General features: G+C 39.4%; 15 protein-coding genes. 2 read left to right on the forward strand and 13 right to left on the reverse strand.

The window, feature by feature from the left end:
- Positions 1-41: 41 nt before the first annotated feature.
- Entirely contained in the window at positions 42-974 is a 933-nt protein-coding gene (locus DV942_RS06640) for an NAD-dependent epimerase/dehydratase family protein (RefSeq protein ID WP_145856231.1), read from the forward strand.
- A 47-nt stretch (positions 975-1021) separates the two neighbouring features.
- Positions 1022-1840 (forward strand): NAD(P)-binding domain-containing protein, encoded by an 819-nt coding sequence (locus DV942_RS06645; protein ID WP_145856233.1) that lies wholly within the window; start codon positions 1022-1024, stop codon positions 1838-1840.
- 122 nt (positions 1841-1962) lie between these two features.
- On the opposite strand, the gene DV942_RS06650 is transcribed toward DV942_RS06645, so the two are convergent.
- The 13 genes from DV942_RS06650 to DV942_RS06710 all read right to left on the reverse strand — a co-directional run bounded on the left by DV942_RS06650 (position 1963) and on the right by DV942_RS06710 (position 16741).
- Positions 1963-5349: a DEAD/DEAH box helicase gene (locus DV942_RS06650; protein ID WP_145856234.1), complete on the reverse strand. Its 3387-nt coding sequence runs from the start codon at positions 5347-5349 to the stop codon at positions 1963-1965.
- Positions 5350-5373: 24 nt separating this feature from the next.
- Entirely contained in the window at positions 5374-5679 is a 306-nt protein-coding gene (locus DV942_RS06655; protein ID WP_090982688.1) for a helix-turn-helix domain-containing protein, read from the reverse strand.
- Entirely contained in the window at positions 5660-6013 is a 354-nt protein-coding gene (locus tag DV942_RS06660; RefSeq protein ID WP_145856236.1) for a type II toxin-antitoxin system RelE/ParE family toxin, read from the reverse strand. Before DV942_RS06660 ends, DV942_RS06655 begins: the two co-directional genes overlap by 20 nt.
- A 92-nt stretch (positions 6014-6105) precedes the next feature.
- Positions 6106-7137 (reverse strand): GntR family transcriptional regulator, encoded by a 1032-nt coding sequence (locus tag DV942_RS06665; RefSeq protein ID WP_145856238.1) that lies wholly within the window; start codon positions 7135-7137, stop codon positions 6106-6108.
- A gap of 42 nt (positions 7138-7179) precedes the next feature.
- Positions 7180-8565, reverse strand: a complete 1386-nt coding sequence (locus tag DV942_RS06670) for an FGGY-family carbohydrate kinase (RefSeq protein ID WP_145856240.1) — start codon at positions 8563-8565, stop codon at positions 7180-7182.
- 12 nt (positions 8566-8577) lie between these two features.
- Positions 8578-9858 carry a sugar isomerase gene (locus tag DV942_RS06675; protein ID WP_145856242.1) on the reverse strand — a complete coding sequence of 427 codons (1281 nt, stop codon included), beginning with the start codon at positions 9856-9858 and terminating at the stop codon, positions 8578-8580.
- Positions 9859-10059: 201 nt separating this feature from the next.
- On the reverse strand, positions 10060-12180 hold the full coding sequence (locus DV942_RS06680; protein ID WP_145856244.1) for a bifunctional aldolase/short-chain dehydrogenase: 2121 nt from the start codon (positions 12178-12180) through the stop codon (positions 10060-10062).
- A 21-nt stretch (positions 12181-12201) separates the two neighbouring features.
- A complete protein-coding gene (gene rhaT, locus DV942_RS06685) occupies positions 12202-13296 on the reverse strand; it encodes an L-rhamnose/proton symporter RhaT (protein WP_145856246.1) in 1095 nt (364 codons plus the stop codon).
- 363 nt (positions 13297-13659) lie between these two features.
- Positions 13660-14277 carry an alpha/beta hydrolase gene (locus DV942_RS06690; protein ID WP_145856248.1) on the reverse strand — a complete coding sequence of 206 codons (618 nt, stop codon included), beginning with the start codon at positions 14275-14277 and terminating at the stop codon, positions 13660-13662.
- 15 nt (positions 14278-14292) lie between these two features.
- Entirely contained in the window at positions 14293-14505 is a 213-nt protein-coding gene (locus DV942_RS06695; RefSeq protein ID WP_145856250.1) for a hypothetical protein, read from the reverse strand.
- A gap of 17 nt (positions 14506-14522) precedes the next feature.
- A complete protein-coding gene (locus DV942_RS06700) occupies positions 14523-14990 on the reverse strand; it encodes a pyrophosphohydrolase domain-containing protein (RefSeq protein WP_145856252.1) in 468 nt (155 codons plus the stop codon).
- Between the two features lie 311 nt (positions 14991-15301).
- On the reverse strand, positions 15302-16030 hold the full coding sequence (locus DV942_RS06705; RefSeq protein ID WP_145856254.1) for a LytR/AlgR family response regulator transcription factor: 729 nt from the start codon (positions 16028-16030) through the stop codon (positions 15302-15304).
- A gap of 72 nt (positions 16031-16102) precedes the next feature.
- The gene (locus tag DV942_RS06710; protein ID WP_186462438.1) at positions 16103-16741 is read right to left on the reverse strand and encodes a sensor histidine kinase; all 639 of its coding nucleotides are present in this window, start codon (positions 16739-16741) and stop codon (positions 16103-16105) included.
- Positions 16742-16946: the final 205 nt, after the last annotated feature.

Raw genomic sequence — 16946 nt, forward strand, 5'->3', positions numbered from 1 at the left:
TTCTAGGTCGCATAACTTTGAACCAATCAAAAAACAAAGATATGCATACGATACTTGGCGCCGGCGGACCAATCGCAAACGCAGTTACTAAAGAATTAATCCATGCTAACGAAACCATTAGGCTAGTTAGCCGAAAACCAGTAGCCACAAACAACTCAAAAGTAAGCTGGGTTAAGGCTGATTTATTAAATGAAGCAGAACTTTTCGCTGCAGCCGAAGGTTCGAAAGTAATCTACCTGTGCGCTGGTCTGGTTTATGACATCAAAATATGGCAACAACAATGGCCGGTTATTATTAAAAATGTAATTAACTTAACTAAACACACCGGAGCAAGGTTAATTTTTTTTGATAATGTTTATATGTATGGCCTGGTAGATGGCCCTATGACAGAAGATACGCCCTACCGTCCATGCAGTTTAAAAGGAGAAGTTAGGGCAAAGGTAGCTGAACAATTAATGAGCGAAGCTAAAATGGGACAAATAAACGTCACCATTGCCCGTGCTGCAGATTTTTATGGAGCAGATTCCATGAACAGTTTTTTCGATATGATGGTACTTGATAAGTTTGCCAAAAAAGAAAAAGCGCAATGGATCGGAAACCCAGATACCCTACACAGTTTTACCTATATTGAAGATGCAGCAAAAGCTTTATTCCTGTTGGGACAAACTCCTGATTCGGGCAACCAGATCTGGCACCTGCCCACTGCCGCTCCTATGAAAGGGAAAGCTTTTATAGAAATGGCCGCCAAGATTTATGAAACCAAACCTCAATATTTAGCCATTAACAAACTAATGTTACGCCTGGTCGGTTTATTTAAAAAAGTAGTTGCGGGTACTGTAGAAATGTATTACCAGTATGATCACGATTATCATTTCGATTCTACCAAATTTGAAAAGGCCTTTAACTTTAAGCCTACTCCTTATGATGATGGGATTTTAAAACTATCAAAAACAATGTATAAAAAACAGAATTAATGTAAGTAGGTGCTAATTATAACGCTAACTGCCTATCTTTAGCGCAAATGATTCAAGATATTATAAAGGATAGCAATATTAAAACCGTATCGATTTTGGGATGCGGCTGGTTTGGCCTGGCCTTAGCCAAAAAACTGATCGGATTAAATTATACCGTTAAAGGTTCTACCACCAGTCAGGAGAAATTAGCAATCCTTCAAGCGGAGCAGATAAAACCCTTTATCGTTAATTTTACGGCAGAATCGGTTGTTGCCAATGCTACTTTCTTTGAAGCTGATGTGCTGTTTATCTGTATTCCGCCGAAGCGTAACTCTGCTGAACTAATTGACTATCCAAATAAGATCAATTCTATTCTGGCCGCAGCGGAAAAAAAAACAAAACATGTGGTATTGATCAGTTCGACCAGTGTTTATGCTGATGACAATAAAATAGTAAATGAAAACAGCGAAACCATTCCGGATACGGATTCAGGAAAGGTTGTTTTAGCTGCCGAAATGTTATTTAAGGAGTTACTTCTTGAAAAAGGCACAATCATCCGTTTTGCAGGCTTAATTGGCCCAGACCGTAATCCCGGAAGATTTTTCGCCGGAAAAACCGATATTCCAAATGGTTTGGCTCCGGTAAACCTGATTCATCAGGCTGATGCTGCAGGCATTGCGGTAAAACTTTTGGAAAAACAGGCATTCGGGCAAACATACAATGCCTGCTCTCCAAACCATCCTGCAAAAATGAATTTCTATGTGGAGGCGGCCAAAACATCGGGCTTAGCTATCCCTGAATTTATTGCCGAAAAGAAAAACTGGAAGATTGTGGAAAGTAAAAATGTGCCCGAGTTTTTGGGGTATGAATTTGAAATTTGGATTTGAAAATACATTTATACGTCATTGCGAGGAGGAACGACGAGGCAATCTGTCCTGCTAGCTATGTATGCGCTGTAAAGATTGCTTCGTCGGCCGAAATGGCCTTCTCGCAATGACGAATCCCATGATTAACTCAACAAGCCCAAAAGATCTTTTTTAGTTAAATTTTTAAAGAAACTACCCTCTGTTTGGATCAGATTCTTAACCAAATCCTTTTTAGTCGCCTGAAGTTTCATGATCTTTTCTTCAATAGTATCAGGACAGATTAAACGTACGGCCATAACATTTTTATGCTGGCCTATCCGGTATGCTCTATCGATAGCCTGGTTTTCTACTGCAGGGTTCCACCAGGGGTCAACCAGATAAACATAATCGGCTTCAGTTAGATTCAGCCCGGTACCACCGGCTTTTAAACTGATCAGAAAAACCGGAATATCTGCATTTTCCTGAAAAGAGGCAACCGCTTCAGCTCTTTTTCGCGTTTGTCCGGTAAGGTATTCATACCTGATCCCTTTATTTTCCAATTGTTTTTTAATCAGATCGAGCATGGTTACAAACTGAGAAAAAACAAGAATTTTATGTCTTCCGGCCTTACTTTCGATCTGTTCCATCAGCACATCAATTTTTGAGGAAGCCTGTACATAAGATTTTCCGTCGGCCAGTAAAGCGGCCGAATTGCAGATCTGCCTTAAGGTGGTGATGCTTTTCAATACATGCATCGAACTTTTAGGCAGTTCATCTTCCTGTTTACCCAAAATGTAATCCTGGATTTCCTTTTTATTGGCTTCATATACTTCGCGCTGCTCTTCACCCATTTCGCAATACAGCACAATTTCAGTTTTATCCGGAAGCTCTTTCGCAACCTGTTCTTTCGTTCTGCGCAGAATAAACGGCCTTATTTTTTTCTGGAGTTCCTCTGCTCTTTTACTATCTTTAAACTGATCGATCGGGGTAGAATATAAATCGGCAAACTGTTGTTTACTTCCAAACAAACCCGGGCAGGCAAATGACAATTGCCCGTATAAATCAAAGGTATTATTCTCGATCGGCGTTCCCGTCATTACCACTTTATTACGGGATTGCAACATCCTAACCGCTTTATAACGCTGCGAATCCGGGTTCTTGATCAGTTGCGATTCATCCAAAAAGATATAATTAAAGCGATAATCCTTTAGGAAACGGATATCAGAAAGCAAAGTTCCGTATGAGGTTAAAATAATTTCATAATCATCAAAAGTGTCCGTGGTTTTCGTCCTTTCGCCAGCATAAATGGTTTTCACTTTTATGGATGGTGCAAACTTCTTTACTTCTGCTTTCCAATTAAATATCAGAGAGGCGGGTACGACCACCAGATTGGTATTGTGTTTAACTTTTTCACGCTGTGATAAAATGAAAGCCAAAACCTGAATGGTTTTACCCAATCCCATATCATCGGCCAAACAGGCACCAAAGTGAAAGTCATCTAAAAAGTTGAGCCAGTTTAAACCATCTTTCTGGTAATGACGTAAGCTTGCGGCTAAACCTTTCGGCACCTCAACCTCCTGGATGGAATTGCTTCCTTCAAATTTCTGCTTATATAGTATTAATTCATTTTTAACTTCCCCATCCAACAAGGCATCCTCGTAAAGCTCATTTATTGAAGCAAACTTAATTTTTGGTGTGAGAATGGCATCTTCCGTTACTTCACCTGCGCTGAAATAAGCTGCAAATTTCTCTATCCATTCTTGTGGCAGTATGCCTTGGGTTCCGTCATCAAGTGTTACAAACTTACTTTTGTTTCTGATCGATTTATGGAGGTATTTAAGTGCCACCTGTTTTTTGCCAAACTTCACTTTTACCTTGGTTTCGAACCAATCTGTTCCGCTTAACACCTCAATATTAATTTTAGCCTTAAATTCACTCAGTTTATTGTTTTTGAGTTGATTGAACCCTAAAATATGAATGCCTTTATTCCTCCATTCTTCAAAAGCGTTAAGGAACCAGGTTTCTTCCATAAAACGTTTGCGGTGCAGATAAAAAGAATCATTGGTTTCCTGCTCGTAGAAATACGGATGCTGCTTCAAAACGTTACCAACAAACTGAAGCTCAGCCGCTTCATCACGTTGCAAGGTAAATAGATTCCCTAATTTATCCTGTGCCTGAATCTGCTTTTTAGAGCGTACGGGAATCTCCAGGTTTCCATAACGCATTACCGGTGTAAGGAGAATATAATCTTCAGATTCCGAAAGGTAAATCAATTGTTCGTTTTCGAGATCAAAACCTTTTTCTTCAATCTGATTTTTGGTGGCGGGCTTTAAATAAGAATAATCCACGCGGATACTTCCTTCTAAAGGCACCAGAATAATTTTTTGAAACTCCAGATATTTCGTTTTGTGCAGGATAAGCCTGTTACTCTGTTTTTTGAAAAAACCGATTACCCGCAAAAAATCTAGTCTGCCAATTAAATAAAGTTGATGGTGTAGTTTTACAAAATACTGGTGAACCAATACCAGGCTATCCAACTCGTATGATTTTCCCTCAATAATTAACCTGCCTGTAATTTCGTAATAATCATCACGTTGGTTCACCGAAAGATGTAAATCCACATCCAGCAGATATGCCTCAACTGCGCTGATGGTATTGGCCTGAATCGTCCCGGACTGCTTACCATTCTGTAGATAAAAAGGAATCTTTAGTGGATTTTTCACAATCGATTTCAAAGCTTCAATTTCTACCTCGCTTTGTTCTTGATTATAATGCTGCTGAAAAGTGGTTATACCACTATAAAACTTTAACTGGTCAAGATCACTGGTTTTGAACAGCAAATCGGTCGGATTAATTCCTTTAAGAGGATTTTTAACCTTACCGCTTTTGGTGGTGTTGGCTTCGAATAATTCTACAGTTAAATTATTATAATAGCGATGCTGACCAAAAACCAGAATCATTTTATCGGAATCGTTTTTGATCGGGACTTTTGCCTTGTATTTACTTACCGGCAATAAAAGTTCCTGTAGATTTTGCTGAACTTCTTTGTTGAAAGGCTGAAGTGAGTCCATTTTTGGCCTGATGGCAACCTGACCGTTTTCATAACGGAGATTGAATAGGAGATCAAGATTCGCTTCTTTTTCTAGTCCGTAATCGATTGCGATTTTGGCAAGCTTTTGTTGCCGCAGGTTACTGTCGAAAAAAATGAGCAGCTCCTGCCTTTGAAGGATGTTATACAAAACCCTCGCCTGGTGCTCGCAGAGCTTATGCTTAGGTGTAGTACATCTGCAGGAGAGTTTTACAGTATTTTCATTTTGCTGAACCTGGACAATCGGAAAAGGTAGTCCAGAAGCCTCATCGCTAAAGGCGGCAAAATCAATCTCAATCTGTTCCGGATGAAGCTGATAAAAGCCTTTAACATCGGTATGGACCACTCCACTCAAATGTTTAAGGATCACAATCTGGCTCAGATTCTTCAGGTTGAAATCCTTTAAGATATAATCATAAGGATTTTGTTCTGCTACCGGATGCGCTGTTACCTGTTCACTCATTAAACTAAAATAGGATAATTGACTTTATAAACTCACGCTGAGATCCAAATGTCCACCTAAACCAACTTTGATAATTCTCATTAAAGTGGAAAGTCTAATGTCGCTTGCGTTATTCTCAATTCTTGAAATATAGGTTTTTGTAGTACCACATTTTTCAGCGAGTTGCTCCTGTGTCATACCTTTTTCCTTTCGGAGCTCCTGTAGCATTGCGCCAAGTTTAAAACTTTCGAATTCTTGTTCATAATTTTCTCTACTTTCAGTACCGCGCTTACCATATTCGCTGTCTAGATGATCAGCAAATGATGTCAATTTATTCTTTTTCTTTTCCATCGAAATATTTCTTTTTAAGTTTCTCTGCTAATTCGATCTCACCTTTTGGCGTTTTTGGACTTTTCTTCTGAAATCCATTTACCAGGATGATCAGTTGACCCTTATCAAAAAAACTGAACACCCTGTATATATCAGAACCAACTTCAACCCTAATTTCAAAAAGCCCCGTAGATCCAGTAATATGCTTAAAATATTTTTCGGGGATTTTTTCAAGCGTAGCAATTAATTGCAAGGTCCAGTTAAATTTCTTCTTTACATTCGGCTTTAGCTTTTCATAAAAATCCAAATAATACGCTTCGAAATAGAGAATATCCCTGATAAATCCTTCTTTCATTACCCAAATTATGCTAAAACAAAGTTACCTAATTAGGTAACAACTTCCAACTTTTTCAGTTTAATGTACTATGTTAAAGAATTTTGGCTATGTTACAACGATTTGCGTAGGTTCAGATAGAAAGGAACCTCTACCCTTTCAGTCTTACCGCTTAATACAAACTCAGCAGCCTGGACACCGAGCTCGCTAAAATCAGTCGAAATGGTGGTAATACCATCCAGTATGATCTTCTTTAAAGGTGTTTCATTATAGGAAATTACCCCAACATCTTTCCCGATTCTGAGTTGCTGTGCAATTAAGCGTTCAATCAGTGTCACCAGATCATCTTCCATTAGGTTAATATATACATCACCTGGACTAATTTCCTCGTCTTTGATGTTATGAATTACTTTATGATCAAAAGCATACTGCTGGCAAAACCGGTAAAAACCGGTGAGTATTTCGTGCGGGAAATAACTGTTTTTTGGAAAAATAATTTTCAAGGTGCGGTAATGCGAAAGGCGGTCTAAAGCCTGTTCTAAAGCTGCATAAATATCCAGAGCGAAATTTTCATAGGCCGCAGCATAATCGCCCGTTACACCAGGTAACAGTTTATCAAGGATAACGAGTTTTTCTTTTGGTATGGTATTGATAATTTCGTGCGCATTTTCTCCTCCCTCCAAAAAATGCGGAATGATTACGAAGTGTGAATAATCATCACGTTTGGCCACGATCATTTTTTTAAACAGGACAAAATCATTGTTGTAGATATAAAAATCAACGGCAGCGCGCTCACCCAGGGTTCTGGTAAAAGAATCGTAAATAATCTTTTTGTGTGTGCTGAGTTTATTAAAAAGCAGACAAACCTTTAATTTACGGGAAAAATCGGTATTGACAATAAAATAACCCTTGCCAGGTACAGAATCTACTACGCCAAGTTTCTTCAGGTTACGGTAACCTTTTTCAGCAGTATCTCTTGATATTTCCAGGCTAAAACTCAATTCATTTATAGAGGGCAACAAACTATTTTTAAGCAATTTACCACTTTCAATGGCGGCAAAAATGGCATTGGTTAGTTGCTTATATTTTGGGGTTGACGAATATTCGTCAACATTAAGGTAGGGGATTAAATCTTCTGGCTTCAAAATGGCGGTATGGATGTTGCAAATTCTAAGATAAGTAAATTCCTAAACATGTGTCGTACGCTGTATCGCCGAATAATATTTTAACTGGATCATATCCGTTGGAGCAGGATTTTTGTTCCATGCATCATTTATTGCTAAAGCTGTACCTATTGCCGTAGCTTGCGAAACGGAAGAGGCATAAACCTCAATTTCGGGGATAGCGATAGCCAGAAGATGCATATATATAGCATTTTTACCGAAGCCACCATCTACAAAAACTCTTTTCACCCCAGCATTTAAAACAAGTTTTAACGAATAAACCTGCTGTTTGATAAGGTCGAAAATCAGTTGGTGATAGGCTTCCTCTGCAGTTTGGAAGAGGCTGAGATCACGAGCCGGAAACGCGGAATTTGCGGAAAACTCTTGCTGTTCGACTGAGTTTTCAGGAATTTTATTGGCCAGTTTCAAAATAACGGCAGGATTAAACTTCAAATGTTTGAACAAATAAGCCGCACGATCGAAATGCCCGGCAATGCGCTTAAGCTGAACCTCATGCTCGTAACCAGCAAAAATTCGCGAGGCCTTAATTGCCTTACCTTTAAAATGCATGTAACACAGGCAATCCTGTTTAAGCTCTTCGGCAGTTAAAGGTTCCTGGTTAAAAGGGTTTAAACTGATGCACCAGGTACCGGTTGAGATAAGTACAAACGGCGCGTTAAAATTGGCCAGATAAGGGATCAATGCTGCAGAACTGTCGTGCAGGCCTACTCCAACCTCAATACTTTTTCCTTCAAAATCAGTTTTCAGACTCGAATCGGCAGGCGCAAAGGTCCCGAACTTACCATCAATCTCTTCTGCAGAAACCCACTCGTGGTATTGGTTTTTATTAAAATCCCAAAGCTGGGTATGGCAACCAATGCTGGTGATATCGGCTACAGCCTTGCCTGTAATCAAATAACTTAAATACTGAGGCAGGTGTAAAGCCCACTTCACTCTGTTAAATATTTCGGGCTTTTCATTTTTCAATCGGTACAATTGCATACCGGAATTTAAGCTACCTAAAACCGGCGAGGCGGTTTCCAACGAAACCTTCTCTTCACCTCCATATTTTACATAGAAAGAATTTTTAAGTGCTTCGGGGTACGATTTTAAGTAGTTATAAAGTGGGGTCAACGGTTCAGCATTTTCATCAAGGTAGACAAAACTGGCCCCATAGGTAGAAAAATTAACGGCCTTAACATCAAACTCTTTTAACTGCAAAACCTGATGCAAGGAATCGTAGACGGAAGAACGCAGGCTCTCGAGATTCTCGCATGGTTCTCCATCTTCATCAACAGTTTCTACAAAACGCGCAGAACGCTCGTAAACGATCTGGTAATTTTCATCGATCAGAAAGAGTTTTTTATTCGTTTTCCCAACGTCAAATATCGCAATAACAGGTTTAGGCATTTCTATCTCTTTTTATAAACCGGTAGCAGTAGTTTTACCACGGTGATTTACCAAAGTATTGCGTACATTCAAATAACGGTATAAACCAATTGGCGATAAAGCTGCACCTGCTCTTAACCTGGCTTCAGCCACTAATGCCCTTAAATCGCTACGGAAAGTATTTTGCAAAATTTCCTGTGCTTTGGCTACATCGTTATTCTGCTGTGCTTCGCTTAATGCTTTTCTATCAACCAATAGCGCTTGCGCATAGGCAATCATAATGGCTTCAACTGATTGTAATAAATCTTCTAATGGATCTTTGACATTGTGCGAAGCATCGATCATCCATCCTAAATCTCTTGCATGGTTCATGCCTTTTGCATCCATACCTTCTACCAGTTCGTTAAAAATCAAGAACAACTGGTAAGGTTTAATGCTTCCGGCAGTCAGGTCATCATCACCATATTTAGAATCGTTGAAATGGAAACCACCTAATTTTCCTTCCATCAACAATAAAGCAACAATCTGCTCAATGTTGGCATTAGGCAGATGGTGACCCAAATCAACAAGCGTGTAAGCTTTTTTACCCAGCTTGCTGGCATATAATAACGATTGACCCCAATCACCAACTGTTGTTGAATAAAAGTTAGGCTCAAAAGCCTTGTACTCTACAAACATTTTCCAATCCTCAGGCAAAGCTGAATAAATTTCTTGTAGGCTCTCTAATGTATTCTCAAAAGCCCTGCGAAAATTAAGCTGACCAGGGAAACAAGATCCATCTGCAAGCCATACGGTTAATGCCTCAGAACCGAGCGCAATACCGTGCTTAATTACTTCAATATTGTGTTCAATGGCCTGCTTACGGACATCTTTATTTATATTTTGCAGTGAACCAAATTTGTAACTATGTGCTGAACCGGCCTGATCTTGAAAGGTGTTCGAATTCATGGCATCGAACTTAAGGCCATAACCTGAAGCCAGTTGCCTTAATTGTTCTGCATTTTGTGGAATATCCCAAGGAATATGAAGTGAAATAGCACCACTTGAACCATTCAGCGCATGTAGCAGTCCCACATCTTCAATTTTTTCTTCGATATTACGCGGCTCACCACCGGCAATGGCAAAACGGCCGAAGCGTGTTCCACCTGTACCTAATGCCCAGCTTGGAATGGCAATCTGAAAATCGACCAGTTTTTGGATTACGCTTTCGAGATCAACATGCTCCCATTCTTCTTGTAAAAAAGCAAATTTGCGTTGATGCGTTGTTAAAAGAGAATCGTTATGTTTTTCTATTTGGTTCTGCTCAATATTCATGAGGGTATTTAGTTTTTTTCAGGTTAATTATTGGGACGATGCAATCGCCATTCTCGCTCATCCCGTTTTTACAAAGGGATTACTTCTTTTTCGGTCGGTGAGACACTAAACGATATTCTCTACCGGCGAGGTCTGTGTCCTCACAGACCACCATTTTTATTAAGTTTCGGTTTATAGGGACACAGACCTGGTAATTAAATATTACCGCACAAATGCCATGGCCACACCGCCATCAACATTTAAAACATTTCCGGTTGATTTTTGCAACAAACCACCTACAAAAGCGAAACAGGCATTGGCAATATCATCCGGTAATATGATCTGGTTTAATAAGGTACGTTTTGCATAATAAGCCGGCAGTTCTTCAACCGTAACGCCATAAGCTTTTGCACGGCCTTCGGCCCAGCCACCAGCCCATATATTGCTATCGCTAATCACGGCATCAGGGTTAACCACATTTACGCGGATATTATCGGCACCTAGTTCAGCCGCGTTTAGTCTGCTTAAATGTAACTGTGCAGCTTTTGCACTGCCATAACCTGCATTATTTGGTCCACTTACCAAAGCATTCTTACTTACAATATTAATGATATCGCCACCAATATCCTGCTTTTGCATCGTATTTGTTGCAGCCTGGGTTACAAAAAACTGGCCTTTTACCAAAACATCATATAATAAATCCCAATCTTTTTCAGTGTGATCGGCAATGGTTTTAGAAATGGATAATCCTGCATTATTTACCACAATATCTACCCCCCCAAATGCCAGTGCAACGGCATCAAATGCATTTTTAATAGCGGCGTCACTGGTTACGTTTAAAATAACAGTACTGTACGAATCTTTACCATACAGGCCTTCAAATTCCCTACCCGCTTCTTCCAGACGCTCGGCATTCATATCATTTAAAATCACTACGCCACCTTCTGCCACAAACTTTTTAGCAATCGCTTTACCAATACCTCCGGCGCTACCTGTAATTAGTGCAATTTTACCGGTAAGCGGTTTAGGTTTGGGCATACGCTGTAATTTTGCCTCTTCCAGTAACCAGTATTCGATATTAAAAGCTTCCTGGTGCGGCAAAGATGTATATGCCGAAATGGCCTCAGCCCCTTTCATTACGTTTATGGCGTTGATGTAAAATTCTGCCGCAACCCTCGCCGTTTGTTTATCCTTCGAGAAAGTAAACATCCCAATACCCGGATATAAAATTACCACCGGGTTGGTATCGCGAATAGCCGGACTGTTTGGATGCTTACAGCTTTCATAATAATCAGTGTACATCGCCCTGTAAGCTTCAAAAGAAGGTGTCAAGCTAACTTTCAATGCCTTAATATCTGATAAATCGGCATCGCTGGCTAAATCTAAAACCAGGGGGCTTATTTTAGTACGTAAAAAGTGATCAGGACAGCTCGTACCCATTGGTGCCAAACGTTCCAAATCATTAGAATTAATGAATTCTAAAACTCGGGTATCATCAGTAAAATGACCAACCATGTGCTGTTTTGAAGAACACAGCCCCCTTAGTACAGGTGCTATTGCAGCCGCTTGTTTTTTACGTTTACCGGCTTCAGCGCTTTCTATTTTCTGTCCACCGAAAACAGGCCCTTTTTTGCCATAATTCTGATGGAGGTACTCTGAACAGATTTCGATTACTTCCAGGGTATTCAGGTAACTTTCGTAAGCCGTATTACCCCAGGTAAACAAACCATGCGATCCCAGCATAATACCACGGATACCCGGATTTTCGTCTAAACACTGCTTTAACTGCAAGCCCAGTTCGAAACCCGGTTTTTTCCACTCTACCCAGCCAATCGTACCATTAAACAATTCCTGAGTAATGCGTTTACCATCTTTAGCAGCCGCAATAGCAATGGCCGCATCTGGATGCAGGTGATCGATGTGCGCAAATGGCAGAAAACCATGCAAAGGTGTATCTATTGATGGTGCTTTAGAACTCAAATCGAAAATGCAGTGGTTAAATAGTTCAACCATTTCATCTTCATGTTCTACACCGCGGTAAATATTTTTCAGGCTACGTAAACGATCAACATATAATGCTGCAAGCCCGTTTTTCTTTAAGGTACCTAAATCTCCTCCCGAACCTTTAACCCACATTACTTCTGTTTCTAAACCGGTAAGTGGATCCTTTTCCAATAGCTTACATGAGGTATTCCCGCCACCATAGTTGGTTAGACGTAAATCTGCACCCAATAAATTAGAGCGATATATCAAGAGGGCAACTTCATCGCCAGCCAGTTTCGCGGCTTCCTCTTCATCCCACAGATAACTTACGTGTTTATAACTTTTCGTATTGATTGACATTCTTATATTTTTGTTTAAATTTTAATTTTTTATTGAATTACCATAACCCACAATAAACACCGAAATGATGATGGTTAAAATACCAGCCAAAATCGTTATCAGTGTTTTACGAGATACACCTTTCCACTCTTTTAATATCAGTCCCCAAACATTCGCAATTAAAATAATAAAGGCCATATGCAATATCCATGAACTGGCTCCGTTACCCATTTTGCTTTCGCCCATACCATAGAAAAAAAACTGCAAAAACCAGGTGGTACCTGCCAGTGCGGAAAGAACATAGTTTTTAAGCAGCGGACTCTTTGCATTGGTGTAATCGCCAAAAGTTTTATTCCTGGCGTTTAGCACCATACACCAGATAAAATTGGTGGTTAAACCGCCCCAAAGCACAACCACATAAGTAACATTATTCTGAAATAAAAAATTACCGTTTTCAGCAGGATTTGCCGCTTTCCAAATCGAGTTGGCTGCATCAGCCATTGGTTTTCCCGCTTCGATACCAAAGTTGAAGCAAGCACTTAAAATACCCGAAACAATTCCTACAAGTAAGCCCAGACCGAATTTGTATTCGGCTTTAACCTCCATACCATGCGGATCAGCAACAACAGATTTTATCTCTTTCTCTTTCATCACACCTGCTTTACCGCAAATGACGATTCCAACTATGCACACTAAAAGTCCTAACAGTACCATACGCCCCCAATCGGTATGCAAAAACATCGTAAAAGTATCTTTACCTTCCTCTGGAAAAAAATCAAAATAGATGGAAGGTAAAATAGAGCCCAGGACCATACATAGTCCAAGAATGATGCTACTGCCCAACGACACGCCAAGATAACGAACGCCTAAACCATAGGTTAGGCCACCAATGCCCCAAAGCACGCCAAAAAAATAGGTCAGCCATAAAATGCTTCCGTTAGTGCCGGCAATAATTGCCGTAAAATTTGGGATGGTTAGAAAAGCAGCCAATGGAGGAACGATTAACCAGGAGAAAATTCCGCCGACAATCCAGTAACTTTCCCATGCCCAGCCTCTGACTTTTTTGTAAGGGATATAAAAACTTCCGGAGGCAAACCCGCCGAAAAAATGAAAAATTACACCTAAAATTGCCTGCATGTGCTGATTGTATATTTGGTTGCTCTAAAAATAGGATATACACCAGCTTTAACTGTTATGCACTGTTATGGATGAGAAATAATATGGAAGATGTATAATGATGATGGAAGATGTAGGATGGAAGATATAGGATGGACGATGGAATTAGATAAGTCCGAAGACAGAGGTTGGAAGCAATAGTTAGTAAAAAAATAACCTTAGTGCACTTTCCAATTAAATGAAGATTTTGGTCTGCGTTGATTACCTAAATCTGCGGGCCAAAATGGTGTTATAGTTATTAACGAATTGAAGAAGATAAGCGCAGATGATTGTTTTGGCATTAAGAGATTTCTCCATTCCGCTACGCTTCAGTCAAATTGACGTTTATTTATTAATTCTCTCCACAATAGCTTCAATCACGTCAACCGATCTGAGGATTTTATAATGTCCTACCTCTTCAAATGATTTAGCGTTTACTGCAGGATTTTTATCTAAGAACTCTTTAAGAAACTGATGGGTTGATATATGATCGGCTGGATCATAAGCCAGCAAGTGTGTTAAATCAACACCTGGCTGATAAAGTTCTGTTAGGTTAAAGTATTCAGCCGGAACTGGAAATTCTTTCGCAAAGTTGCTAAAAAAAATCTCCTGATCTTTTGCAACTACGTTTACCGAATGTAAGCTCTGTTCAAAGTTCTCTTTCAACCTGATCAATGGTGCAATGCTAACGAGCAATTCAGGAGTTATCTCTAATTCCTGTAAAGCAATTACATTAGCCATACCACCAAGCGAATGCCCGATAAGAACATCAGGCTGCGCATAGTTTAAAGAAATCGCTTTTACCGAATCTGCATATAACATCAGGTTGGAAAACTCTGAAATTGAACTCCCGTTACCAGGAGCATCAAAGGCAATAATTTCCAGGTCTTCGATTTTTCGGAGTTCAATAATCAGCTCATAAAAATCTAAGGCTTTGGAGGCCCAGCCATGTGTTAGTAACACTTTGCGTTTTCCATTTCACCAGCTAAAACAGTTAACGATTAGGTTGGCTTTGGTAAAATAGGTATCAAAAACCTGAAGGCTAAATTGTTTTGATTCGGCAATAAGTTGTTCCTGATGCATGCGTAAAGGCATTTTAGGCGAGTAAAAAATAAACTCGCGCATTAAAGCAGCATCAGGCCCGGCCTGTGTTAGTTTAAGCTCATTTACGATTTGTTTTAGCCTTTTCAATGGTAACTAATCTGTAGTTAAACCAAATGTGATTTTAAATCAGCTGGCGAATAATTAATCGATTTCAAAGTCTTGTCATCAGATTTTCTGAACACAAGGAACAGTCCATCTACTTCTTTATAATAAGATTCGGTCCCATCTTTTTCTAAATAAAACCGGATGGTTTGCTCAGCCTCTTCTACTGTTTTACAAGCTTTGCTCATATTAGAACGGTGAACTTCGTCAAACAAAGTTTTAAATTTTCCACCCAAACCAAATTCGTGGATGGCACCTGCCAAAACATATTGCAAATCGCAAAGGGCATCGGCAACCTCTACCAGATCGTCATTTTCTACCGCTTCCTGCAATTCTTTCAGTTCTTCTGCTAAAAGCGAAATACGCAAATTTGCCCGCTGCTTTGAAGGAATTATCGGATTTTCCAAAATGGGATGTTTAAACGTAGTGTGAAATTCTGCAACCTGATTTAGCGAATTGGTTTCTTGCATGATGGTGATTGATTTGATCTTTATGCAGCAAACTTAAAAAAAACCAAAGAAATATTGGGGAGAATTTATACACAGGTTGGTTAACCGGCTAACTGTTTAAATTGGCCAACTGCAATTATGAATTGCTAAAAGATTGTTCAATTATTGCATTGCTTAGCGATTAACTACAAATTGCCAACTGAAATCTGTTCAGAATGGTTAATCGGTTAATTGTTCAAACTGGTTAATTGAAAGATGAATCTTAACAATTCAACAATATTTAAATTCCTCAATTAACCAGTTAACCGATTTATACAATTAACCAAACTACCCTACTTCTTCCCTTCCCTCACCACTTTAAAAAATTCTTCTTTATAAGTTTCACCAATGGGGATAGCCTGATCGTTGATATAAACTGTATTGCCGTCTATCATCTTGATTTTTTCAAGAGAAATGATATATGATTTATGGATACGGTAAAAGGGTGGCTGAGGCAGTTCGGTTTCCAGCTCGCGCAGTGCCTGGTAAGTGACAACCCGTTGAGTAGCGGTATAAACCGAAACGTAGTTTTTTAAACCCTCTATATAAAGAATATCTTCATAATTAACCTTAATAAACTTGTTTTTAGTATCCCCCTTGATAAAAACAAAATCATTCCCCTGGGTTACCGGCTTTAAAGCAGTTTCCTGCTGAGCAGGCATTACAGGCATTAAAATCTGTTGTGCTTTCGTAGCAGCCTTATAAAAACGTTCATAGGAAATCGGCTTAAGCAGATAATCTACCACATCAAGTTCAAACCCCTCTAAAGCGTACTCGGGGTAGGCCGTGGTTAAAATCACTTTGCATTTACCACCACAGATCTTCAAAAACTGGATCCCTGTTAACTCTGGCATCTGTATATCTAAGAAAACAATGTCTACCTTACCCTCCTGAACGAGATTAAGTGCTTCAAAAGCATTGGTAGTGGTTCCAACCAAATCTAAAAATGGGGTTTTGCTGATAAAGCTAGCAATAATATCTGAAGCATATGATTCATCATCAACGGCAAGGCAACGGATCATGGGTTAGGGTTTAGCGGTTAGCGATTAGCATGAATTAACATTAGAATAGTTTTCAATGATACAAATTATACATCAGAGATTTAAGATCAAAGTACTTTTGTAAGTATTGCCGTTGTTTGAAATTAACAACTCATGCTTATCGGGATAAATCAGATCTAACCTACGGTGGATATTTACCATACCTACACCGCTTGAGTGGTCTTTCTGCGCATGGCTGATCTTATTGCTCACTTCAAAACTTAGTCTTTTTTGTTGCACCTTCAACCTAATGCGTACTGGTTGCACCGCATCATTAACCACGCCATGCTTAAAAGCATTTTCAACAAACGGGATCAATATCAGCGAAGCTATTTTTTGATCAGCGATGCCATCTGCAATAAAATCGACATAAAAATTGGGTTCAAAACGCATCCTGAACAACGCCACATAACTCTCCAAATACTCAACTTCTTTATCTAAACCTACTTTACCATCCGGGCTGTCGTTCAAGGTGTAACGCATCAGGTCTGACAAACGCAAAACAGCATTGGCCAGCTTGTTGGAAACAGGAATAGCCAGCGAATAAACATAATTTAAAGTATTGTACAGAAAATGTGGATTGATCTGCGACTTCAAAAAGGAAAGTTCCGCCTTAACCACTTCTTCCTTCAATTTGCGGTTAACCTGCTCCGATTTAAAGCTCTGTTCAATTCCATATACCGCAGCTGGCACCACAATAAAAGCTAAACTCCAATAAATATTATCAGATATATAGTTCCATGCCGTTACGCCATCATCATAATTATGAAAACCAAACCATTTTCGATAGAGAATCTCCTCTATTAAATACCGAAGTGATATAAAAACGGCTATGGTAAATAAAATACCACCAATTATCTGGGGTAATTTGTTCTTTTTAAATATTTAGGATAAATCC

Source organism: Pedobacter suwonensis (assembly GCF_007833675.1).
Classification (GTDB): Bacteria; Bacteroidota; Bacteroidia; order Sphingobacteriales; family Sphingobacteriaceae; genus Pedobacter; species Pedobacter suwonensis.